The following is a 20,307-nucleotide window of genomic DNA, read 5'->3' as shown; positions in this document are numbered from 1 at the left end:
ATATTTAATGTCTCAAATGCAAATATAGATTGCTATAAATCCATTTTTTGCATTAATGTGTATTGGTTATCAAACCACCGCTTTAGCGCAAGAATCCCATGCTTCACAGACTCGAATTTCTTGACCTCCAGGCCTTCATTTTGGTCGCGGAATTGGGCACCTTTCATGAGGCGGCTCAGCGCCTGCATTTGTCGCAGCCTGCGCTGACGCGGCGTATCCAAAAACTCGAAGAACTCCTTGAAGTTGAACTACTTGAGCGAACCACACGGCGGACTCGGCTAACGCCCATTGGGGCAGATTTTCTCCCGCGCGCTAGGCGAATGTTAGAAGAGTATGAGTCGTCGATTTTAGGCATTCGAGAGCTCGTCACGCACCAAAAAGGCACGGTGACGATTGCCTGCCTGCCCACGGCGGCCTTCTACTTTTTGCCTAGTGTCATTCGCGTGTTTAGCGAGGCGTGGCCGGGCATACGCATCCGGATTTTGGATGTCAGCGCCAACGAGGGGTTGGAAAAAGTCATTAATGGCGAGGCGGATTTCGGTATCAATATGATCAGCGCGCAAAGCTCGGAGGTGCGCTTTACGCCGCTGCTACGAGATCCGTTTGTACTGGCACTGCGCTCGGACCATCCGCTGGCCAGCAAAAAGCAGATTGAGTGGAGCGATTTAGAGGATGTGCGGCTCATCACCGTGAGCCGCGATAGTGGCAACCGCACGCTGCTGGATAACGCGCTGTCAGCAGAGGGTATCCACCTCAACAGCTTTTACGAGGTGCAGCACCTCTCTACTTCCTTGGGGCTAGTGGAATCAGGCCTTGGCGTGGCGATTTTGCCGCGCATGACCATGCCCGGCCCCGATCACGACACGCTCTGTTCTCGCGATTTACCCGAGCCACGCATTCAGCGCTCGATTGGCTTGGTGCGCAGCAACTCACACAGCTTATCCAGCACCGCGCAGCTCTTCATTGATCTTCTGTTAGAGCACTGGGGCAAAGAGGCTATTTAGCAGTGCTTGTTAGTAGTACTTGGCGATGCAATGAGTGCCAGGATCGCGTCGATATCCAAGTGCGCTTCCAACGTATCGGCCAAGCGCTCCAGGGCCTGTTCGCGATGGGCGCTATAATCGACGCGGCCTGCCTGGGCTAGACCAAGCATGGTCAGCAGCGCTTGGCAGGCTTCAGGATGATCGAATAAGCCGTGTAGGTAAGTGCCCATTACTTGGCCGTCTTCGCTGATGGCCCCATCCAAGTGGGTGCCTAGATGGAAGAGCGGGCTACTCAAAGCCGGACCTTCGCTCACACCATTATGAATCTCATACCCCTCGACCGTTGCTTCTTCGCCCATTAGCACGCCGCTCACGTTACGAAGCTGCTTACCCGCCACCATGCGTGTCGTCAGCGGTAACAGACCCAACCCGGCGACTTTCCCGGGCGTGCCTTCTAGCCCGTCGGGGTCATCGACGCACTCCCCCAACATTTGAAAACCGCCGCAAATGCCCAGTACTTTGCCGCCATAGCGCAGGTGACGAGTCATTGCGGCGTCCCAACCTTGGCGCTTTAACCAGGCTAAGTCGCTAGCGGTGCTTTTACTGCCGGGAAGAATGATCACATCAGCGGGGGGGATGGGCTGATCGGGGCCGATAAAGCTAAGCGATACCTGCGGATGCAGGCGCAGCGGATCGAGATCGGTGTGGTTACTGATACGCGGCAGCGCGGGTACGATCACCTTAAGCGTTTGGCTCGCTTTTTCAGCCTGCACGGTGCCAATGCTGTCTTCGGCATCCAGCAGCAGCCCTTGCAGATACGGCAACGTACCCATCACTGGCTTTTGGGTACGTGCTTCCAACCACTCAAGCCCCGGCTCCAGCAGCGCAATATCACCGCGAAAACGGTTGATAATGAAGCCTTTGGTGCGAGCCTGCTCACTCTCACTCAACAGCGCCAGCGTGCCGACTAGCTGGGCAAACACGCCGCCACGGTCGATATCGCCCACTAGCAGCACCGGGCAGTCGGCGGCCTCGGCAAATCCCATGTTGGCTATATCGCCTTGGCGCAGGTTGATTTCCGCCGGGCTGCCGGCCCCTTCAGCAATGATCACATCAAAGCGGCTTTCCAGCGCCTGCCAGGCCGCCATCACGCTCTCTTGGGCGGTGTGCTTGAAGGCGTGGTAATCCAGCGCGTCCATGTGGCCGTACACCTTGCCGCGCAGAATCACTTGGGCACCCCGGTCGGTTTCCGGCTTGAGCAGTACCGGGTTCATATCGCTGTGGGGAATGACGCCCGCCGCCTGAGCCTGTAGCGCGGTGGAACGGCCTATCTCGCCGCCATCGCTGGTCACCGCGCTATTCAGCGCCATGTTTTGAGGCTTGAATGGGGCGACGGAGAAGCCGCACCGTTTAAGAACGCGGCAAAGCCCTGCCACCACGGTACTTTTGCCTGCATCCGAGGTGGTACCTTGAATCATTAAGGTGGTCATTGAGCGCCTATTACCAAGCGTAGGAGTAGTTCACCATGGCCGCTGAATCGCTGGGCGCGTTCGCATCGTGGCCCGGCTCGCGGGTGTGCAGCAGGTTGAACTGCCACTGGCTGCGCTCGCTGGCGGCAAACCCATAGCCCAGTTCGATATCGAGCTGACGGCCTGACGGTTCCAGTGAGGAGCTGCGCGTTTCACGCACCACGCGGCCATCCAAGCGGCGCCCTACGGGCACATCGAAACTGGCCGTGGCGCTGTCGATGCGTAGCGGCTGGCGCAGCGTCAACGCCCAACGGTCGGCGCGCTCGCCTTCTCCCTGCCACTGTAGCCCCAGCGCCATTTGCTGAGCGCGCATGCCATCCACACGAGTTAGCAGGCCAGTACCTGAGGCACTGCCCTGCCCCTGTTCGAATTCGGCAAAACCGCGAAAGCCATCCATTTGGGCCTGCAGGCTAATGCCCGCAAAGCGCATGCGGTTATCATCGCCCAAACCCAATGCACCGTTGCCGTTAGCGCCCAGCAGGCCCTGCTGCTCGCTCAGTTGGCCGACATAGCTGTCGATACGCAGCCCTGGGGTGATTTGCCATGCCAAACCGACGTCGGAACGCTGCGCTTGATAGTCGCTGGCCGCATCGTTAGCCATATCGCCCACCCAATGGGAGGCCGTCATACTCAACCGTTCACCCATCTCATAGCGGGTTTCTACACCGTCCACACGCTCTAAGGCTTGGGTCAACGCCGACCCCGTTTGAAACGAGATCATTGGCATCACGTCAAGTTCGGCGTAGTTGCCCATGGGGCTAGGCTGGTTTCCAGAGAAACGAAAGGCGCTGAGCTGGGCGTTACCAAAGGTGCCATCGAAACGGCTGGACAGCAGCTCACCGTAGGCCGTACTACGGGTTGAGAAACGATAGTTGCCCTCGATCGCCGTCTGAGTGGTGGCGTGCGATGAGGAAGCACTTGCCATCTGTTGCATCTGATTGCGAAGCTGCGAAGCCCGCACGGTGCGGGACTGGGTATTGCGCCCTAAATCGATGGCATAATCTCGGCCCAGCGCGTCGAAGGCCACCACATTCTCTAGCACACCAGACGCTGCGACCGCATCGCCATAAGCGTCTGAAAGCTGTAGATACGAGACATCGGCTAACGCACCGCCATCGGCTACTCGCTGGCTCTGGCTAACGATCAGATCGCCTTCCGGGGCCAGCGCTGCCTCAATATCAGCAACACCTTGGCCCAAATAGAAAGCGCCACAGTTCAATGTGCCGCTCGTGCCACAGGTGTTCTGCTGGAACAGCGCGCTCTCCTGGCTGGCTGTGTCGAGTAGCCGCTGGCTGGCCTGCTGTGCCGTGAGATGCGGCCACTGGCCTATGATTCCTGCGGCATATTCCGAAATCCGTGCGGCGGAAATCGAGGTGCCTTGGGCTCCTACATCGCGGTTTGCGAAGTCGGTACCAATAGCGCGCGACTGCAACTGCGCATCGTCGCCGGGATAGCTGCTCGATGGATGAATAGTGCCACTGGGCGTCGTGCCCACGGCAATCAGCATCATCTCGTACAGCCCAGGTTGACTGGTGTAGATCGGCTTGCCTTGCGTATCGATAGCGCTGCCCGTATTGCCAGCACTCACCACGTAGATCGCGCCTTTGCCGTCGTTGGCATCCACCACGCGCTGATATGACGTCGCCGAGGTCACTCCATTGAAGGTAAGACGAGGGTCGCTGGCTTCCAAACGGCGGGAAAAACTGGCGTTGATGACCCTCGCTCCCCGGTTAGCGGCTTCCCCAATGGCATAATCCAAAGCGTTGTTCAGCGTCGCGCCCTGGCTATCTTCTATTTTCAGAAGGTCCAGACGCGCATTGCCTAAAGTGCCGCCCGTGATGGTGGATGTCACGGCGTTACCGTGCCACTCATCCACACCGCTGACGTCAGCCGTGCCGGTGTAGACGTCCAAACGGTCGATCACCCGCTCGCTGTTGGTGATGGTCGCGACATCGAACGCGCTATCCGTCACCGCCACCCTCACCAATCCCGGCTCGAGCGGTTCGGGGGTCTGGCTGGCCCCCACACCAGGGGAGGAGCCGCTAGGGGTGTACACGCCCTGGCTGCTATCTCCCCCGCCGCCGCCACTGGACCCGCATCCTGATAATGACAGAGTGCCCAGCGCTATCCCTACCGCTAGGAAGAGCGGGCGCCGTTCAAACATCGCGGCTGCCCTGCGTATCGGTATGGCGTTGCATAGAGTGACTCGCTTGCACTAAAGGCGTTAGAAAACATAAGAAAGGCAACGGCATTAAATACTGAGAAAAGCCCTTATCGCAAGTCGTATAACGCTCATTTCATAGGCCGTGAGTTTCTGCCCAGAGGGCGATACGCTGAGCAGCGGTGGTATTGACGACGATATCTAAATGCGACACTCCCGCAATGAACTCAAACTCTGACTGCGCCGCGTGGGGGTGAATGGTAGGCTCGAATTGCTTAGCGTAAAACGCCTCGTCTCTATCGCCCACTAGCACGAGAATAGGCGCGCGAATATTGGCAAGGTCGGCCTTGTAGTCCGCCGTTCCAAAGCTCTCCATCATGCGGTAGGTGTAGCGCAGGGTTTCCGACCCGGTGCGGTAGGCCAGTGGCAGGTTGAAGTGCAGTACCGGCCAATGATTGAAACGAGTCACGTTCATTTGATTCAGCAACGCCAGCGGTAGAATGCGCCATAGATTCGGCTTTGCCCATCCCGCTTTTTTGCGCACGGTGGCCGCGTTGTAAGCTAAAAACGGGGCCAATAGCACGACCCCGGCTAAATGGCTTGCTTGCTTGCCCGCTGCAAAGCGCAGTGCTAACCCTCCGCCCGAAGAGTGCCCACCAATCACCACACGCTCATAGGGCGCATGCTCACGCTTAGCATGCTCGATCAGGTCGGCTACGTCGTCCTCTAATTGACCGATATAGTCCACATCGCCACGTTTGGCTGGGTTTGGTCCATGGCCACGTAAATCCGGCGTGATGACATCGAACCCGGCCGATGTCGCTAGGTACTCTGCCATGGGCGCCAAGTAATGGCTGCTGGCCGATGAGCCATGTAACAGCACCAACAGCGTCGACGGCGCAGCCTGCTGAGTAGCGCGGTGGCTGGCATAGTGGTGGCAAGCATAGTAACGGTAACTCAATGTGCCGCCATCTCGCGTGGTATAGCTTTGTAATGACGGAATATCGGCCTCAGCCGGCAAGATATTCACCAGCACATCGAAACGTAAGCCGGTAGTAGGCTGGGCATGTGGCATGGCAGGGTCTCCTGTTAGGCCGTGGTGGCGTCATCGGACGAAAAGCGCTCCAAGCGAAAGCGCAAGTGGAACGGGCTAAGCAACCCCGGCATAGGGGTTTCGCTGCTCAGCTTTCCTGGAGGATGCAGCTCCCAGCGCGCCCGCCGCAGAAGCGCAGCGAGCAAGCGGCTAGTCACCAGCAGTACGATATGTCGACCGGGGCAGATGCCAGGCCCGCCACTGAATGGCACCAGCGGCCATCGCCTCTCGCCGTCCGGGCGAAGCCACATCTCAGGCGTAAACCGATGAGCCGCATGCAAATAGCGTTCATCGCGATGAAAATAAGGCGTATGAATCAGTACAGAGGTGTGAGCAGGCATCTCCCCAGGCGTCCACTGCGTGGGTTGCGTCGACTGTCTCAAAATAAGTGGGGTGGTGGGCCACAAGCGCAGCGCCTCCAACACACTTGCCTTGAGGCAATCCATGTCAGGTGGAGGCGTGTCGTTTACGTCATCCAACGCTCTGGCCGCAAATTCTGGGTGCGCGCACAGCAACGCCAACGCTCGAAACGCCGCCATGCCAGCGGGGTCAAAGGCAAACAACCACTGCGGCACTTGCTGAAGCGGTGCTTGGTCGCTGTCGGTCTCTTCGGTCGAATGGTGAAACAGCATCGCCATCAGGCTGTGGGGCTCGGCTTGCTGATAGTAAAACGCCAAATGCTGCTCGAACCGCTGCTGCAAGCGTTTGCGTTTGGGGTGCATGAAGCCCCAATTGGCGGCCTTACGAAGCCGCACTAATTCGCCAGTGACGGTGCGGTCATCTCGGGCGCTATCGCCGAGCACCACACGCCGTACGATACGCTCCCACGCCCGTTGAAAGGTCGGCCAGTCCAGCTCATCGAAGCGTGTGTTGGTGCGCGCCACCAATGCGTCGGCCTCTTCCTCCACCACCTGGGTAAATGCATCGGCAAAAAGGTGATGCGGGCAGCCACTCTGTAACACCCGCTCGTTCAGTTGGCGGCGCGTTTGGCGTGCTTCCCCGTGGGACACCAGCGCCATGTCAGGCTCGAAGTGACCGAGTGCGCTGCGCTTCAGCGCTTCGTCCGTCGCGAAAGGCTCCGGAGTGTGCTCCAGCACATGGTTGGCATCAGCGGGATCGAGCACCACTGCCATCTTTTTGCCCGGCACTTTCAGCATGAGTGGGCCACGGCCATACTTCTTGCTGAGCGCTTGCAACTGCCGAATGCCTTTCGCATCCAGGCCGAAACGCTCCACCATCCCAACGACGTTTGGACGACGACGAATGACCCCCTTTGCCACGTTGGGGGCCATGACTTGACTGATAATGGCGATGGTTTCCCTGAGCGTTGCAGTCGGCAACCCATCAGGGGTGGATCTCCTATCCATTCCTGCTCCTTGAGTGATGCGGCTACCGTGACAGTCTAGAGCCACCTCTACCACACGCAAGGCTTTCACCTATCCCTTCGCGCAACGAGCACTTAAATCAAGCCAAGCATTAACTAAGTTAGCGTTATGGCCCATGCCATCAAGGCAATGCCCGCAGACAGCCTGGCCATTTTCCGCTAGGGTAGCGGCTCCCACCACCCAACGATTACGCCCGACATGCAAGAGATACTCGACGAGATTGCCGCCGAGCTGGCCCTGGAAACCGAACGCGGCACCGTAGCCGACTATATCCCCCAGCTGGCTCATGTGGACCCCAGCCAGTTTGCGATCAGCTTGGCCACGGTCGAAGGCCAGCGTTTTTCGGCGGGCTGCGCGACGACGCCCTTCTCGATTCAGAGCATTTCGAAGGTGTTCACCTTGACCATTGCGCTAGGCAAATGGGGCGATGGGCTGTGGTCGAAAGTCGGCCGTGAGCCCTCCGGCGATCCGTTCAACTCCATCGTTCAGCTTGAGCACGAGAGCGGTAAACCGCGTAATCCGTTCATCAACGCCGGGGCCATTGCGGTAGTGGATGCCATCATGATGGGCCACGCGCCCAAAGAGACGCTGGCGGAGATATTGAGCTTCGTGCGCTATATCGCCGACGACAACAGCATCTGTTTCGATCATCAGGTCGCCGCGTCGGAAATGGAGCACAAAGATCGCAATGCGTCGCTGGCCCACTTCATGAAGGCCTTTGGGCGGCTGCGACACGATGTCGATAAAGTGCTCGGCACCTACTTTCACCAGTGCGCCATCGCCATGAGCTGCGACCAGCTAGCCCACGCTGGACTCTTCCTGGCCTCCGACGGGATCAACCGGCCCAGCAATTTGCGGGTGGTGTCGCCCCAGCGTGCGAGGCGGATCAATTCGCTGATGATGATGTGCGGCCACTACGACGCCTCGGGGGAGTTTGCTTTCCGCGTAGGCTTACCGGGCAAGAGCGGCGTGGGCGGCGGCATTCTGGCCATTGCCCCAGGGCGTGGATCGCTGGCGGTGTGGTCGCCGGGGCTGGATCGCTTCGGTAACAGCCTGCTAGGCGCACGGGCGCTGGAGATGTTCGTACAACGCACCGGCTGGTCCGTGTTTGGCCACTAGGTTTTAGCCACTAGGTTTTAGCCACCAGGCGGGGTTAGCTCTGAACGCTCTCTTGCGCTTGCGGCTCTAGGTGCCGAGCCGCTTCCCAGGCCTGCACGTTGCGTTTCACCTCCAGCCCCCAGCGGTAGCCACCCAGCGCGCCGCTTTGCTGAATCACCCGGTGGCAGGGAATCCACAGCGCCACCGGATTCGCGCCCACCGCATTCCCCACCGCCCGAGATGCTGTTGGCGCGCCTAGCGCCTGGGCAATGTGCGAATAGCTGGCGAGCCGTCCGTCGGGAATCATCAGCAGTGCGCGCCATACGTTGAGTTGGAAATTGGTGCCGCGTACGTGTAGCGACAGCGCCCCCGGCGCAGCCGTTTTCCCTGGCTCGAACAGCGCATCGACGGCATAGCGGGTCGCCTCTGGCTGGTGGCGCATCGTACTGCGCGGCCACTCAGCGGCGAGCTGAGCCAGCATCTCTGCCTCGGACGTGGCGGCCAGAAACCCCATTCGGCAAATACCCCTTGGCGTTGCTGCCACCAACACCTCGCCAAACGGCGTGGGATGAATGCCATAAACGATCTCCACACCCTCCCCTTGGCGCTTGAACTCGCCGGGTGTCACCGCTTCCAGCGTCACAAAATGGTCGTACAGCCGCGAGCCGCCACTCAGGCCCAGCGCATGAGCGGTGTCGCTAAGACTCTGGGCCGAAGCAATCAGCTGCTTTCCCCGCGTCAGCGTCAGCGCCTGCAAAAAGCGCTTGGGACTAACGCCTGCATAGCGGCAAAACAGCCGCTGAAAATGGAACGCGCTCAAATGCACCTGCGCCGCCACCGTCTCCAAACTCGGCTGCTGGGTGGCGTTGGCCACCATAAAGGCCATGGCTTTTTCTATTCGGGCATAGTCGTTCATCGCGTCGGTCTCTCAGGCATCGTTGCGAACCACCTATCGTGACCCAAGCATAACCAGCGAGCACGCCCAACCCCACCCGAATCTTGCGCACGTCACATATCAATTTTGTGCAATACCCAGATCGCGCCCCGCTTGCACACTATCACCTCCCTTCTGGAGGATCATCATGAGCACATCGCTACTGCTACCCATGTCGGCCTTTGCCCTGGCGGCGTCCATTTCACCGGGGCCGGTCAATATCGTTTGCTTGAGCAGCGGTACCCACTACCCCCTTCATAAAGGGCTCATCTTCGTGACCGGAGCGACGCTTGGGTTCCTTGCGCTGTTTCTGGGCATTGGCGTGGGGCTCTATTCGCTGCTGCATGTCACGCCCTGGCTAGAGGAGGCGCTACGGTGGGCCGGTATCATGTTCTTACTCTACCTCAGCGTACGTTTATGTCAGCACGATGGACGAGTGAGCGAGCACGACCCCCACAAAGCCCCCGGCTTTATCACCGGCGCGGCCATGCAGTGGCTCAACCCCAAAGCGTGGCTGGCCTCGGCGGCAGGCATTGGCGCGTATACCAACGGCAACGATCCTTACTTGATTGGCCTATTCGCCGCGCTTTATCTACCGATCTGCTGGCTGTCGCTGGCCAGCTGGGTGTACGCGGGGGCGTTTCTCAAACGTTACCTGCACCGGCCTATCGTGCTCCTGACGATCAACCGCTGCTTGGCGGTCGGCTTGGCAGCAAGCGCGCTATTTCTACTTCTTGAATGACGGCGCACGGTATTGGTGGGGCGTCGCTGCGACCAGCCGCTTGAAGGTTCGCTGAAAATGGGGCTGATCGTTGAACCCTGCCGTGAGCGCCGCCTCGACGATGGGCTGACCCTGCCTCAGCACCGCCTGCCCTAACTGAATACGCTGATCGATCAAATAGGCATGGGGCGTCAGGCCGTAGTGCTGCTTGAACGCGCGAATCAAATGCCCCGTGCTGTACCCCGTTTGCTGGGATAACTCTTCCAGCGAAATATCGCGGGCGCAGTGCGTGCGCAAATAGTCTGCCACTTGGGCCAGCAGTTCAGGCGTCGGCGCGGGTGCCAGAGGTGGCTCCTCCGCCAGTTCGCTCATCAGCGTAGTGAGATAGGCGGTGACTGCCTGCCGCTTGCGCTCGATCGCGACGTGCTCATCCAACAAACCGTCGGCCATCTCGCAAAACGAGTGGAAGAGACTCGGCCGGCGGATGACCGCAGTCGCAATGTCTTGCCACTCTGGCGCAGGTAGTAGGCCAAGCCCATAGCGCAACTCGCTCATCCAGCGAGCATCCACATACAGCATGAGGTACGCCCAAGGCTGGTTGGCGATGGGGTTACAGGCATGCACCCAGTGAGGGTTCATCATGACCATGTCACCGGCACGAATCTGATGTGAGGCATCGCGATATCGAAACGTACTGACCCCGGCGGTCACGGCCCCCAGCGACCAATGCGCATGGCTGTGAGGGGCATAACATACCTGCCACACATCCTGAATCTTGCGCAGTTCGACGTGGGGCATACGCTCGTCACGCCAGAAAATAGGCTGTGCTTTATTCATGTTCACCTATCCGTTCACCCTCGTATTGACCAATGCGCCGACACGCTACACATGGCGATAAATCACCAGAAGACGATGACGCAACCGTTGCTCTAATAGCTCCGCTTGCTGGGGGCTCACCGCGCCCGTTCTGGGGTTAATCGCCGTGAGAGAAAAGCGTGAAAACCCTTGCATAAAGGAGTAGTCGAGTTGGTTCACGCTGGCCACACTTCCACAGCATGGAAGCGTTTGCGGCATTAGCCCAAACCCGCGCACTAAATCGTAATCTTGATCCATCAGAAGATGCCACTGGGGAAGGGTCAGCTCCTGCCCACACAGGTGACAACGAACGTACTCAAAATTACTGCCGCAGTCATGAAACTGCACGTATTCAGACACGGCGGCTTCAAGCGATTCGGCTTCCGGCATCCATTGCCATAACGTCTCCTTAGCACGGGATACCTGCTCCTCCGCGGGCAGGTAATGCGGGTCTGCTGGAATAAAAACGATGTGGTGATCGCTCATAGGGTTCGATCCATGACACATGAAGACGCTTACTGACTACTTCCCAGAACCACTATGGCACTTTTGAGCGGTGCTCTCTATAAAAGTACCGCCATGCCCTAACGCTGCCCGCCGCATGGTCTACGCTGGACAATACCCTTTTCCATGCACAGTATGGGCCGCCGAAAGGATCGGCAACGCCATTCACGTCAGGAGGACACCATGGCCAGTCAACCCCCGACACATCGGGATGCGGTTAAACTGTTCGCCCGCTTGGGCTACGCCTCGCGGGGGATCGTGTATTTACTGGTAGGCGGCTTAGCCGCGCTCGCCGCGTTAGGCCAGGGCGGCCAAACCGAAGGCAGTCGTGGCGCACTAGAGAGCGTATTGGCCGCCCCATTCGGCAAAGTAATGCTGGGTATCATTGCCCTTGGGCTAGTGGGCTACGCCACTTGGCGCACACTGCAAGCGCTTCAAGACACCGACGGCCATGGCAGTCAACCCAAAGGGTTGGCGATCCGCGCGGGATTGCTGGTCAGTGCCGTGACGCACACGCTGCTGGCTTTTTTTGCGGCTCAGTTGATCGTCAGCTTGGGTGCATCCGGTGGCTCTGGCAGCGGCTCACAGGATGCCGCTGGCTGGCTGATGCAGCAGCCATTAGGTCGCTGGCTGGTCGCGGCGGTAGGCGCAGTCTTGATTGGCGCAGGCATTGCCCATGCCATTAAAGGGTGGAAAGCCAAATTCGACCGCCACTTCTCCATGCCCACTCACGTGCAGCGTTGGGCATACCCCGTCTGTCGCTTTGGCTTGGCGGTGCGGGGTCTCGTCTTTGTGATCGTGGGCAGCCTATTTATCATCGCGGCGTACCAATACAATCCTAGCCAAGCAGGCGGCACGGCGGAAGCCTTGAGCACGCTGAGACACCAAGCCTTCGGCCAGTGGCTGCTTGCGTTCGTTGCCATCGGGCTGTTCGCATTCGGCGTGTATAGCCTCCTCACGGCGATTTATCGCCGCATCAACCCTTCCGTATAGCGACTCGACCCATGGCCTTCACTTCCACGCGAACCAAGCAGTGGTTCGAGCGTATCAACGGCTCGAAAAACATGCTGTGGCTGCTCGCCACGCTCTCTTTCCTAGAGACCATCATTTTGCCGATTCCCATCGAACTCGTGCTGATTCCGCTCATGGCGGTGAATCGTCAACGCATTTGGGCAATGGCCACCGCCACCACGCTGGGCTGTTTAGCGGCGTCCATCGTCGGTTACGGCGTGGGCATGGTGTTGTACCAGTCCGTCGGCACTTGGTTCATCGACTTCATGGGAATGCAGCAAAGCTATCAGGCGTTTCAGAGCTTTTTCGACCAATACGGCTTTGCCGCCATTTTAGCGATTGGCATTTTGCCGATTCCGTTCCAGGTGGCGATGATTACCGCTGGGCTCTCGGGCTACCCGATCGTGCTGTTCGCCCTGGCAGCACTGATGGCTCGCGGGCTGCGCTACTATGGCCTGGCGTGGCTGGTACATCGTTTTGGGCACCGAGTGGAAAGCATGTGGAAACGCCACGCGCTGAAGACCAGCCTAGCGCTGGGCAGTGTGGTGCTTCTGTTGGTGCTGGGGATGCAGGCGCTGGCGGGGCTGATCGTGTAGAAAACACAATAGCCGCCAACGTTGGCGGCTATTGATGGGCGCTCGAATCACGTTACTGCACGTAGTAGCCGCTCACTCGCCACGTGCCCTCTTCCAGATGTGGCGTGACGACTTCGACCACGCGCTGGTTGTTCGTGAACTGGGTTTGAAAAGCGAACTCTTTGTAGTCGTTGCGCGGCGCCCCAGGCATCGAGGTGTACTGCGACATGCGGATGCGCCGCCGCGACTCGACGCTGCCCAAATCGTTGCGGGCCAGCGTCACCACGCGCTGCAGCATGGTGGGGGAAAGCGGCGTCTTCAACAGCGGTGACGACTTTTCCCAAGCCTGCTCATATTCACCTTGATCGATCGCTTCCAGCCAAGCGAGCGCGGCCGCTTCCGCCGCCTCGGTGGTAGACGCCTGCACATAAGAAGTCATCGCCAGGAGCAACGCAGAGAGAATGAGAGCAAAGGGTTTTGGCATGGCAGCCTCGTATGGCAATCGAATGTGTCGTGCGACTTTAGTAGTTATCGGACCATCACACGATTTCTTTAATCACATTAACCCTAAAGCGCTAGCCAAACTGTGAAAGAGTGCAAATTTGATCGCCGCTTGGCCAAGCCACTCCTACGCCTTCTCAAACCCCAACCGCTCGTTTACTATGCGCCACCCAATGTATTTCAGCCCTCACCATTAGGCCATCATGTCCGTTAACGCACTCTACACCGACCTTTCTGGCTACTACGATTTGATGTGCGTCGACATCGACTACCAGGCCCAAAGCAACGCTATTCGTCGCCTGCACCAAATTTTTGGTAACACAGGCAAACGCCATCTGGACTTAGCCTGCGGCACCGGCCCTCACGTGCGTTATTTTCTGGATGCTGGCTACACCAGCAGCGGGTTGGATATTAACCAGCCGATGCTGGATATCGCCGCCCAACGCTGCCCAGAGGCGCACTTTTCATTGCAGGATATGAGCAGCTTTGAGGTCGACGAACCGCTGGATCTCATCACCTGCTTTCTTTACTCCATCCACTACAGCGATGGTCTAGAGAAGCTAAGCGACTGCATTGCCAGCGCCCAGCGCGCCTTAAGCGAGGGCGGCGTGTTCTGCTTTAACGGGGTAGATAAGCAGCGCATTAATAACGATCTGTTCGTTAAGCACACGGCGAAACAGGCAGACGCCGCGTTCACCTTTCGCTCGGGCTGGCACTACAGCGGGCAAGGGGCACGGCAGTCGTTACGGCTGAGCATTGAGAAAACAGAGGCAGGCGCAACGCAGGTGTGGAACGACGAGCACCCCATGGTGGCGGTCAGCTTTAGCGAACTTATCGCCCTGCTGGAGCCTACCTTCGAGGTGCACGTGTTTGAGCATGATTACCAGACCATCACGCCCTGGGATAACGTCTCAGGCAATGCGATCTTCGTGTGTGTGAAGCGCGAGGGCCTTGTTTAGCCTTTATCGTTCGGGCGCAGCTGAAGCTGAATACCCATCAGGAAATTGCGCAGCATTTGGTCTTTACACTCACGGTAGTTCTTATGGCTCGGCTTGCGGAAAAACGCGCTGAGCTCATGATGGCTTAGCGGCAGCCCCACCTGCTCAAACACTTCTAATACATCGTCGGCCTTCATGTTCAGCGCAATACGCAGTTTTTGAAACACCATATTGTTGTTCAGCTGCGATTCTGGCGCAGGCTGTGGGCCTTCACGCTTGCCGCGCTTAAAGCTGATGAAACCGTTCAAGAACGCGGCCAGCTCGCGGTTCTTCATCGTGACGAAAGCGTCGTCTTCGTCTTTTTTCAGCCACGCGGTGACCTGCGGCTGGGTAACGGGCACTTCTGCCAGCGCGAAAATATCCACGATGGTGTTGTCTTTTAAATCAAAGGTGTAGCGGATACGGCGAAAAATATCGTTATTGGTCAAAATCAGGTTCCTAACCGGTAGTTAATGTTGCCAGCAGCTCATCAATTTCTGCTTTGAGTTCGTTATCTTCAATAGTGTGGGCACTGGCCTGGGCCTGCTGCAAGCGCTCAATCGCCGCCTGGGTGTCGCCCAGCTCCACTTGCAGTGCCGCCATCGAAAAACCAATCGAGGCAATGTGGTCGTTCGACTGCTTCGCCACCGCCTTATCCAGCGCTTTTTGGTAGATCGGCAGCGCGTCTTCTAGCTCTTCGGTGAAGTCGGCCAGGGTTTCCCACTGCTCCGGGTGGTCTTTCTCGGTGTTCTCGTGCTCGGTGCAGATCGCCTGCAGCTCAGCATACAGCGCTTCAAAGGTGGCGCGGTCATCTTTGGCAGCGGCCTTCATCAGCTTTTCGGCGAGTTCGTACACTGCCTTGTAAATTTTGGTGTTAATCATGGACCACTACCCCTATTGCTCAGTAACAGATGACGCAAAACAGACTCATAACAAACCCGGCAAGCGTGAGCTTCTGGGTGAATGGGGGGATTATACCTTGTGGGGATGGGGGTACGGGGGAAAGGTTGGATGGAAATAAACGCGTATTCGAGCAACGAACGGTTGATTTTACGCTATGCTGCACCACTTTTTATTTTCGACACCCCTTACGACACTCTGTCAGAGCTTCTCATGCCCTTTTCAAAACTAGGCTTATCCAGCCCTCTCGTTCAGGCGATTACCGAACTCGGTTACAAAACGCCAACGCCCATCCAAGAACAAGCGATTCCTGCCATTCTGTCGGGCAAAGATTTAATCGCCACCGCACAAACCGGCACGGGTAAAACCGCTGCCTTTGTGCTGCCACTGCTGGAACAGTTCAGCAAAGCAGCAGAGCCGCTGCGCGGTAAACGCATCCGTGCGCTGATCCTTGTTCCCACCCGCGAGCTGGCGGTTCAGGTGGAAGCCAGCGTGGCGCAATACGGCAAGCATACCCCGCTAACCTCAATGGCCGCGTATGGCGGTGTGGATACCGCGCCGCAAAAAGAGCGCTTGATCGAAGGGGTGGATATTCTGGTCGCCACACCGGGCAGGCTGCTGGATTTGGCGCATCAGCGCGCGCTCCACTTTGATGAACTACAAGTCATGGTGCTGGACGAAGCGGACAGAATGGTCGATATGGGCTTTGTCGATGATATCCACAAAATCATCGTGCGCCTGCCGGAGAACCGTCAGAACCTGCTGTTCACGGCCACCATGACTAACGACGTGCGCGCCATCGCCCACGCGTTCTCAGACAGCAAAATGACCGATATGGCGGCGGACATCTCCATTACGCCCAACGTCCGCGCCGCCGCTACCATCAAACAGTGGCTGATCACGGTCGACAAAGACACCAAGTCCGCCCTGTTAAGCCACCTAATCACCGAGCAAGCGTGGGATCAGGCGCTGATTTTTGTCGAGAAAAAACACAGCGCGGCCAAGCTGGTGGCTCAGTTGGAAAAACGCGGTATTCAAGCGGATTCCATCCATGGCGGCAGAAGCCAAGCCATGCGCGAAAAGGTGTTGGATCAGTTCAAATCGGGCGAACTGAAGTACCTAGTAGCTACGGGCGTCGCCGCTCGGGGGTTAGATATTGGCGAACTCAGCCGTGTGGTGAATTACGATTTACCCTTCCAGCCAGAAGAGTACATCCACCGCATTGGCCGCACCGGCCGCGCGGGTGCCTCCGGTGAAGCCATCTCGCTGGTCGATATCAGCGACTTTAAAAACCTGTGTGCGATTGAAAGGCGCTTGAAAAGCACAATTGAGCGCAAAGAAGTGGAAGGCTTCCCAGTCAAAAAAGCCGTGCCCGCGTCTAACTTGAACCACGTTAAAAAAAGCAGCCGTTAAGCGTTAACCAAGAAGCTCACCTTTAAAAATACAAGGGTGAGCTTCACCTCTACTCAGCGGGCGAAAAAGCATCCAGCAGCTCCGCATTCGTGGGGTATTTCTCCAACAGTGCAAGAAGCTTCTGCGCGCCTTCTATGGGCTTAAGCGGTGTTAACGCTCTGCGCAGGGTGCGTACTTTTTCAAACTCCTTAGCATCAATCAACAGCTCTTCTCGGCGGGTACTGCTTTTGGCAATATCAATCGCCGGGAAAATTCGTTGATTGGCCACGTCCCGTGATAGCACCAGCTCCATATTCCCAGTGCCCTTAAACTCCTCAAAAATCACCTGATCCATACGGCTTCCCGTATCCACCAGCACCGTGGCCAGAATGGTGAGCGAACCGCCGTTTTCGATTTTTCGCGCCGCGCCAAACAGCTTGCGGGGGATTTCCATCGCCCGGGCATCCAACCCACCCGACATCGTGCGCCCATTGCCCCGCTGCTCGGCATTATGAACCCGCGAAAGCCTGGTGAGTGAGTCGATCACAATCATCACATCGTGCCCCTCGCCTGCCTGCTTACGCGCCATATCCAGCAACTGATCAGCCATCCGCACATGGTTCGCGTAGCTTTCATCTGACGACGAGGCATGCACTTCAGCCGACACGCTGCGCTTAAAATCGGTCACTTCTTCCGGACGCTCATCAATCAGCAAGGCATACAGCTTTATCTCCGGGTAAGCCTCTGCCACGGCTTGGCAAATATGCTTTAACAGCGTCGTTTTGCCAGAGCCGGGCGGTGCCACAATCAAGCCCCGCTGTCCCATTCCGATGGGCGTAATCAAATCCATCGCCCGCACGGTGCGCGGCTGATCACTCGGCGCTAGATACAGGCGTGGGGAAGGATGGATAGCGGTGCCGTTGAGGAAGCGTGTTATGGGGTCGTTGGAGGTTTGTTCTTCGACTTCGCTGGTGGGTTTGGGCTCTGGTGGTCTTTTGGTTTTGAGGCTTAGGGTTTTGCGGGTCATGGTAGGGTGGATTGCCTTTTAAATTTGGGTGTTCATGATTAACCCCCGTGCTAACCCATGTTGAGGCCTAGCGTGAAGTTACGAGTTATTTTTTCATCTAAACAGCTTCGTAGGAATGTATTCATCGCTCGCATATCATTCGATGAGTAAAAATCGAGCATCAAGGTGTTAAATTCCTGCTGCCGTTTGGCTTGCACGTTGATCACCGGGAAGCCGTTAGCCAACAAGATACCGTTCATCATGAAACGTCCTGTGCGCTTGTTGACGTCCCAAAAAAACTGAGCGCGAGCCATTTGTAAAAATGCTGTGATGCCCTGATCGTAAACATCCGTCTCACCGTAGACTTGTTGCTCCACTTCTCGCCATGTTGCATCCAACTCATCGGGAGCAGGCGGCTCGTACTCAGAGCCAGCTATAGTGACATAACCTGAACGGAACTTACCCCACTCTAACGCTTCTTCTTTTCCGGCGATCTCGTGAATACTCAGCGCCGTTTTTTTGTCGAATGTAAACTCACCCTGCTCGACCAAATCAAAAATGAACGCCCACGCTTTGGCTTGGTTGATCGCCATGTTCTGATCGCTAATGCGATGCCCACCTACGGTAATGCCATCAAGAATGGTCTGCACCTCGGGCAGCGTCATGGCAACGCCTTCCAGATTCACCGCATCGTAAACCAGAGCAGGCACATCTCTTTTAGCCAGCTGTACGGCCAGGGGTAAATTGGGTTTCATGTCCCACATATTAGCTCCTGATGGGTGCATAGGGTGATAGGTTACGCTAACGGCCTGTGGTTCTTTGGTCACCATAGACGAAAATTTCACTACTGCGCGTTTTGATAACGCCTCCACGCCTAGCTGACGTGCAGGTTTGTAGCCGAGTAGCGGCGGAAAGCGGTCACCGTGATGCCGCTTGTTAGCCATCACAAGCACACCGTTGCAGCTCTTCCTTCAGCTCCCCCAGTCGCTCTTCTATTTTTATAGCTTGAGCTTCCTCAATAGGCATAAATGTTTCATTACTTCTGTCTGATAGCCTCTGGCATTGTTCAGCAAGATCAAAAAGCAAAGGAATGACTCGGCTCTCTGAATGAAATCCCAAGGCGGCTTGCCAACGCAATATGGCTGCTCTAGACAGCCCAGTAAGCTCCTTATCACCGGAAAAACACCTGTTTACCGTTGTCAATACACGACGCTCTGCCGAAACTCTATTCAAAAATGTATTCGTCATATCGCTTCTCGCAGAGAATCTACCCATTTTGTTAATGTTGCTTCGGTAATGGCACGAACGGCATAAGTCGGATCGAAATCGATTTTTATACCTCGTGTCGAACTATGTCTTGCCAGCATAATGAGCCTATAAATTGAGTACTCCAGTGGACACTCAACCGGTAGGCGATAGGGCGCATCAGCCGAAAAACACGGCTGCTCCAACATTGCCCAAGATGCACACATGGCGATATCTCGAATCGCTGTATGAGCTATACCCAACTCGTATACCACATTGCTAGTCCCATTTTTCAGCTCGTTTAGAGACTCCTTTAGCAAGACCTCTAAATCATCGATATCATCTGTGATAGTTGAATAAGGAGCTGGCGGCCCTAAACTGGATAGGAAAGGTTGGTCGCCATAACAGTGCACACACTTAGCCTCAAGATAAAGGTGCCAAGCAAATAGCCTCCCTTTATTAAAATATTCTTTGATCACTTCCGGGGTGTACACACTCCACTCATGTGGATATTGAGAACGATTTCTTGAAAAAGGAACCACAAGAACATCGACATCTGAAGTAGGGGTTACTTCTCCTCGGCAAGTAGAGCCGAATACATAAATGTCGTGGCTCATCGTCTTGCCAACCGCTTGATTAGAATGGCCATGAACAACCCAAAAAAGGTGAACCGTATGACAGACAAGGCAGTAAACTCATGCCTAGGTAAAGGCGGTGAAGTATCGACACCCCAGAATGCATATGTTACCGACATCAAAGACTGATGAAAATTAAAATTAGGATCAGCCCATACAAGGACGCTAGCCCATAAAAATATTACCGTTGCACCACTAATCAAAACCCGAATTATGCTCTCCCCATTTCCCCAGATCAGATCAAGTGCCTTCCACCGTGCATGCCTAATCGCATGAGTGAATCTATCCCACCCTTTGTATTTAGAGCGGTAGTATGACTGCTTCGAATAGGCCGCGTGGTATAGATGCAACCCTGTTAGCGCTACCTCAATTGAAGCAGCTTTATTTACTGCTGCATAATTACCAATGTGGCCAAAATTAACTCGAAGAGAGCGAACGAGATCACGAGCCAAATTTTCTTCACTTGGTAGACAGTTATCTAAGAACTCTTCATCAAGATGAGTATGCTCCCAGGTGGAGTATTGAAACCTGCATTCCTCGTATTGCGACCCTCGAAAATTGGAACCACTGATATTTGCGCCAGTGAAGTCACAACGAATGAACCGACAGTTTCGAAAATAGCAATCAGAAATATCTGATTGTTTAAACTTCACTCCAACAAAGGTCTTTCCAACAGCGAAAACACGCCTTAGCACATGCCGCGAAAGATCTTCATCGCGCACATCTGCCGCAACTTCTTTTTCTTCGATATGTGGTTTTGAATGATCTTTAAGTTCCATTTCTACGCCTAAATTAAAATGAA

Annotated in this window: 22 protein-coding genes; 7 read left to right on the top strand and 15 right to left on the bottom strand. The window is 56.3% G+C overall.

Features of this window, described 5'->3' with window-relative positions; all coding sequences use genetic code 11:
- Nucleotides 1-98: 98 nt before the first annotated feature.
- Nucleotides 99-1,004: a LysR family transcriptional regulator gene (locus FRH_RS13235; protein ID WP_139528162.1), complete on the top strand. Its 906-nt coding sequence runs from the start codon at nt 99-101 to the stop codon at nt 1,002-1,004.
- Here FRH_RS13235 and FRH_RS13230 read toward each other — a convergent pair.
- The 4 genes from FRH_RS13230 to FRH_RS13215 all read right to left on the bottom strand — a co-directional run bounded on the left by FRH_RS13230 (nt 1,001) and on the right by FRH_RS13215 (nt 7,133).
- On the bottom strand, nt 1,001-2,473 hold the full coding sequence (locus FRH_RS13230; protein ID WP_281997006.1) for a cobyric acid synthase: 1,473 nt from the start codon (nt 2,471-2,473) through the stop codon (nt 1,001-1,003). The genes FRH_RS13235 and FRH_RS13230 overlap by 4 nt on opposite strands.
- A 10-nt stretch (nt 2,474-2,483) precedes the next feature.
- Entirely contained in the window at nt 2,484-4,676 is a 2,193-nt protein-coding gene (locus FRH_RS13225) for a S8 family serine peptidase (protein ID WP_281997005.1), read from the bottom strand.
- A 133-nt stretch (nt 4,677-4,809) separates the two neighbouring features.
- On the bottom strand, nt 4,810-5,748 hold the full coding sequence (locus FRH_RS13220; RefSeq protein ID WP_281997004.1) for an alpha/beta fold hydrolase: 939 nt from the start codon (nt 5,746-5,748) through the stop codon (nt 4,810-4,812).
- A 14-nt stretch (nt 5,749-5,762) separates the two neighbouring features.
- Nucleotides 5,763-7,133 (bottom strand): cytochrome P450, encoded by a 1,371-nt coding sequence (locus FRH_RS13215; protein WP_281997003.1) that lies wholly within the window; start codon nt 7,131-7,133, stop codon nt 5,763-5,765.
- Between the two features lie 216 nt (nt 7,134-7,349).
- On the opposite strand from FRH_RS13215, the gene FRH_RS13210 reads away from it, so the two are divergent.
- Nucleotides 7,350-8,270: a glutaminase gene (locus FRH_RS13210; protein ID WP_281997002.1), complete on the top strand. Its 921-nt coding sequence runs from the start codon at nt 7,350-7,352 to the stop codon at nt 8,268-8,270.
- 34 nt (nt 8,271-8,304) lie between these two features.
- On the opposite strand, the gene FRH_RS13205 is transcribed toward FRH_RS13210, so the two are convergent.
- Nucleotides 8,305-9,165: a methylated-DNA--[protein]-cysteine S-methyltransferase gene (locus FRH_RS13205; RefSeq protein WP_281997001.1), complete on the bottom strand. Its 861-nt coding sequence runs from the start codon at nt 9,163-9,165 to the stop codon at nt 8,305-8,307.
- Nucleotides 9,166-9,331: 166 nt separating this feature from the next.
- On the opposite strand from FRH_RS13205, the gene FRH_RS13200 reads away from it, so the two are divergent.
- The gene (locus tag FRH_RS13200; protein WP_281997000.1) at nt 9,332-9,925 is read left to right on the top strand and encodes a LysE family translocator; all 594 of its coding nucleotides are present in this window, start codon (nt 9,332-9,334) and stop codon (nt 9,923-9,925) included.
- On the opposite strand, the gene FRH_RS13195 is transcribed toward FRH_RS13200, so the two are convergent.
- Both FRH_RS13195 and FRH_RS13190 read right to left on the bottom strand, forming a co-directional pair.
- Nucleotides 9,911-10,741, bottom strand: coding sequence for an AraC family transcriptional regulator (locus tag FRH_RS13195; RefSeq protein ID WP_281996999.1), 831 nt, complete (start codon nt 10,739-10,741; stop codon nt 9,911-9,913). The two genes, FRH_RS13200 and FRH_RS13195, sit on opposite strands and share 15 nt — an antisense overlap.
- Before the next feature lie 45 nt (nt 10,742-10,786).
- The gene (locus tag FRH_RS13190; protein WP_281996998.1) at nt 10,787-11,245 is read right to left on the bottom strand and encodes a hypothetical protein; all 459 of its coding nucleotides are present in this window, start codon (nt 11,243-11,245) and stop codon (nt 10,787-10,789) included.
- Between the two features lie 201 nt (nt 11,246-11,446).
- Here FRH_RS13190 and FRH_RS13185 point away from each other — a divergent pair, with 201 nt between their 5' ends.
- Both FRH_RS13185 and FRH_RS13180 read left to right on the top strand, forming a co-directional pair.
- The gene (locus tag FRH_RS13185; RefSeq protein WP_219863426.1) at nt 11,447-12,256 is read left to right on the top strand and encodes a DUF1206 domain-containing protein; all 810 of its coding nucleotides are present in this window, start codon (nt 11,447-11,449) and stop codon (nt 12,254-12,256) included.
- Between the two features lie 11 nt (nt 12,257-12,267).
- Nucleotides 12,268-12,870 (top strand): VTT domain-containing protein, encoded by a 603-nt coding sequence (locus tag FRH_RS13180; protein WP_239285954.1) that lies wholly within the window; start codon nt 12,268-12,270, stop codon nt 12,868-12,870.
- Between the two features lie 52 nt (nt 12,871-12,922).
- On the opposite strand, the gene FRH_RS13175 is transcribed toward FRH_RS13180, so the two are convergent.
- On the bottom strand, nt 12,923-13,333 hold the full coding sequence (locus tag FRH_RS13175) for a DUF4019 domain-containing protein (protein ID WP_153843850.1): 411 nt from the start codon (nt 13,331-13,333) through the stop codon (nt 12,923-12,925).
- Nucleotides 13,334-13,553: 220 nt separating this feature from the next.
- Here FRH_RS13175 and FRH_RS13170 point away from each other — a divergent pair, with 220 nt between their 5' ends.
- Nucleotides 13,554-14,309 carry a class I SAM-dependent methyltransferase gene (locus FRH_RS13170; protein WP_281996997.1) on the top strand — a complete coding sequence of 252 codons (756 nt, stop codon included), beginning with the start codon at nt 13,554-13,556 and terminating at the stop codon, nt 14,307-14,309.
- Here the strand turns inward: FRH_RS13170 and FRH_RS13165 are convergent.
- Nucleotides 14,306-14,776: a DUF1456 family protein gene (locus FRH_RS13165; RefSeq protein ID WP_188640221.1), complete on the bottom strand. Its 471-nt coding sequence runs from the start codon at nt 14,774-14,776 to the stop codon at nt 14,306-14,308. The genes FRH_RS13170 and FRH_RS13165 overlap by 4 nt on opposite strands.
- A 10-nt stretch (nt 14,777-14,786) precedes the next feature.
- On the bottom strand, nt 14,787-15,209 hold the full coding sequence (locus FRH_RS13160; protein WP_083023931.1) for a Replicative DNA helicase: 423 nt from the start codon (nt 15,207-15,209) through the stop codon (nt 14,787-14,789).
- A gap of 231 nt (nt 15,210-15,440) precedes the next feature.
- Here FRH_RS13160 and FRH_RS13155 point away from each other — a divergent pair, with 231 nt between their 5' ends.
- Nucleotides 15,441-16,640: a DEAD/DEAH box helicase gene (locus FRH_RS13155; RefSeq protein ID WP_281996996.1), complete on the top strand. Its 1,200-nt coding sequence runs from the start codon at nt 15,441-15,443 to the stop codon at nt 16,638-16,640.
- Between the two features lie 49 nt (nt 16,641-16,689).
- Here the strand turns inward: FRH_RS13155 and rho are convergent, their stop codons facing one another.
- The 5 genes from rho to FRH_RS13130 are packed head-to-tail and all read right to left on the bottom strand — an operon-like array spanning nt 16,690 to nt 20,284.
- A complete protein-coding gene (gene rho / locus FRH_RS13150; RefSeq protein ID WP_281996995.1) occupies nt 16,690-17,646 on the bottom strand; it encodes a transcription termination factor Rho in 957 nt (318 codons plus the stop codon).
- Between the two features lie 50 nt (nt 17,647-17,696).
- Nucleotides 17,697-18,569: a Fic family protein gene (locus tag FRH_RS13145; protein ID WP_281996994.1), complete on the bottom strand. Its 873-nt coding sequence runs from the start codon at nt 18,567-18,569 to the stop codon at nt 17,697-17,699.
- Nucleotides 18,562-18,873 (bottom strand): hypothetical protein, encoded by a 312-nt coding sequence (locus FRH_RS13140; RefSeq protein WP_281996993.1) that lies wholly within the window; start codon nt 18,871-18,873, stop codon nt 18,562-18,564. Before FRH_RS13140 ends, FRH_RS13145 begins: the two co-directional genes overlap by 8 nt.
- The gene (locus tag FRH_RS13135; protein ID WP_281996992.1) at nt 18,870-19,487 is read right to left on the bottom strand and encodes a nucleotidyltransferase domain-containing protein; all 618 of its coding nucleotides are present in this window, start codon (nt 19,485-19,487) and stop codon (nt 18,870-18,872) included. The genes FRH_RS13140 and FRH_RS13135 overlap by 4 nt, the downstream gene beginning before the upstream one ends.
- Nucleotides 19,484-20,284 carry a pentapeptide repeat-containing protein gene (locus tag FRH_RS13130; RefSeq protein ID WP_281996991.1) on the bottom strand — a complete coding sequence of 267 codons (801 nt, stop codon included), beginning with the start codon at nt 20,282-20,284 and terminating at the stop codon, nt 19,484-19,486. The genes FRH_RS13135 and FRH_RS13130 overlap by 4 nt, the downstream gene beginning before the upstream one ends.
- Nucleotides 20,285-20,307 lie beyond the last annotated feature (23 nt).

Source organism: Halomonas sp. A020 (assembly GCF_027943625.1).
Taxonomy (GTDB): Bacteria; Pseudomonadota; Gammaproteobacteria; order Pseudomonadales; family Halomonadaceae; genus Vreelandella; species Vreelandella piezotolerans.
The sequence above is the reverse complement of the archived record's forward strand: the minus strand, read 5'-3'. Positions and strand labels throughout refer to the sequence as shown.

Bases quoted from the DNA above. Each gene is read 5' to 3' on its own strand.
- FRH_RS13235 (WP_139528162.1), top strand. From the start codon at position 99: ATGCTTCACAGACTCGAATTTCTTGACCTCCAGGCCTTCATTTTGGTC.
- FRH_RS13230 (WP_281997006.1), bottom strand. From the start codon at position 2,473: ATGACCACCTTAATGATTCAAGGTACCACCTCGGATGCAGGCAAAAGT.
- FRH_RS13225 (WP_281997005.1), bottom strand. From the start codon at position 4,676: ATGTTTGAACGGCGCCCGCTCTTCCTAGCGGTAGGGATAGCGCTGGGC.
- FRH_RS13220 (WP_281997004.1), bottom strand. From the start codon at position 5,748: ATGCCACATGCCCAGCCTACTACCGGCTTACGTTTCGATGTGCTGGTG.
- FRH_RS13215 (WP_281997003.1), bottom strand. From the start codon at position 7,133: ATGGATAGGAGATCCACCCCTGATGGGTTGCCGACTGCAACGCTCAGG.
- FRH_RS13210 (WP_281997002.1), top strand. From the start codon at position 7,350: ATGCAAGAGATACTCGACGAGATTGCCGCCGAGCTGGCCCTGGAAACC.
- FRH_RS13205 (WP_281997001.1), bottom strand. From the start codon at position 9,165: ATGAACGACTATGCCCGAATAGAAAAAGCCATGGCCTTTATGGTGGCC.
- FRH_RS13200 (WP_281997000.1), top strand. From the start codon at position 9,332: ATGAGCACATCGCTACTGCTACCCATGTCGGCCTTTGCCCTGGCGGCG.
- FRH_RS13195 (WP_281996999.1), bottom strand. From the start codon at position 10,741: ATGAATAAAGCACAGCCTATTTTCTGGCGTGACGAGCGTATGCCCCAC.
- FRH_RS13190 (WP_281996998.1), bottom strand. From the start codon at position 11,245: ATGAGCGATCACCACATCGTTTTTATTCCAGCAGACCCGCATTACCTG.
- FRH_RS13185 (WP_219863426.1), top strand. From the start codon at position 11,447: ATGGCCAGTCAACCCCCGACACATCGGGATGCGGTTAAACTGTTCGCC.
- FRH_RS13180 (WP_239285954.1), top strand. From the start codon at position 12,268: ATGGCCTTCACTTCCACGCGAACCAAGCAGTGGTTCGAGCGTATCAAC.
- FRH_RS13175 (WP_153843850.1), bottom strand. From the start codon at position 13,333: ATGCCAAAACCCTTTGCTCTCATTCTCTCTGCGTTGCTCCTGGCGATG.
- FRH_RS13170 (WP_281996997.1), top strand. From the start codon at position 13,554: ATGTCCGTTAACGCACTCTACACCGACCTTTCTGGCTACTACGATTTG.
- FRH_RS13160 (WP_083023931.1), bottom strand. From the start codon at position 15,209: ATGATTAACACCAAAATTTACAAGGCAGTGTACGAACTCGCCGAAAAG.
- FRH_RS13155 (WP_281996996.1), top strand. From the start codon at position 15,441: ATGCCCTTTTCAAAACTAGGCTTATCCAGCCCTCTCGTTCAGGCGATT.
- rho (WP_281996995.1), bottom strand. From the start codon at position 17,646: ATGACCCGCAAAACCCTAAGCCTCAAAACCAAAAGACCACCAGAGCCC.
- FRH_RS13145 (WP_281996994.1), bottom strand. From the start codon at position 18,569: ATGGCTAACAAGCGGCATCACGGTGACCGCTTTCCGCCGCTACTCGGC.
- FRH_RS13140 (WP_281996993.1), bottom strand. From the start codon at position 18,873: ATGACGAATACATTTTTGAATAGAGTTTCGGCAGAGCGTCGTGTATTG.
- FRH_RS13135 (WP_281996992.1), bottom strand. From the start codon at position 19,487: ATGAGCCACGACATTTATGTATTCGGCTCTACTTGCCGAGGAGAAGTA.
- FRH_RS13130 (WP_281996991.1), bottom strand. From the start codon at position 20,284: ATGGAACTTAAAGATCATTCAAAACCACATATCGAAGAAAAAGAAGTT.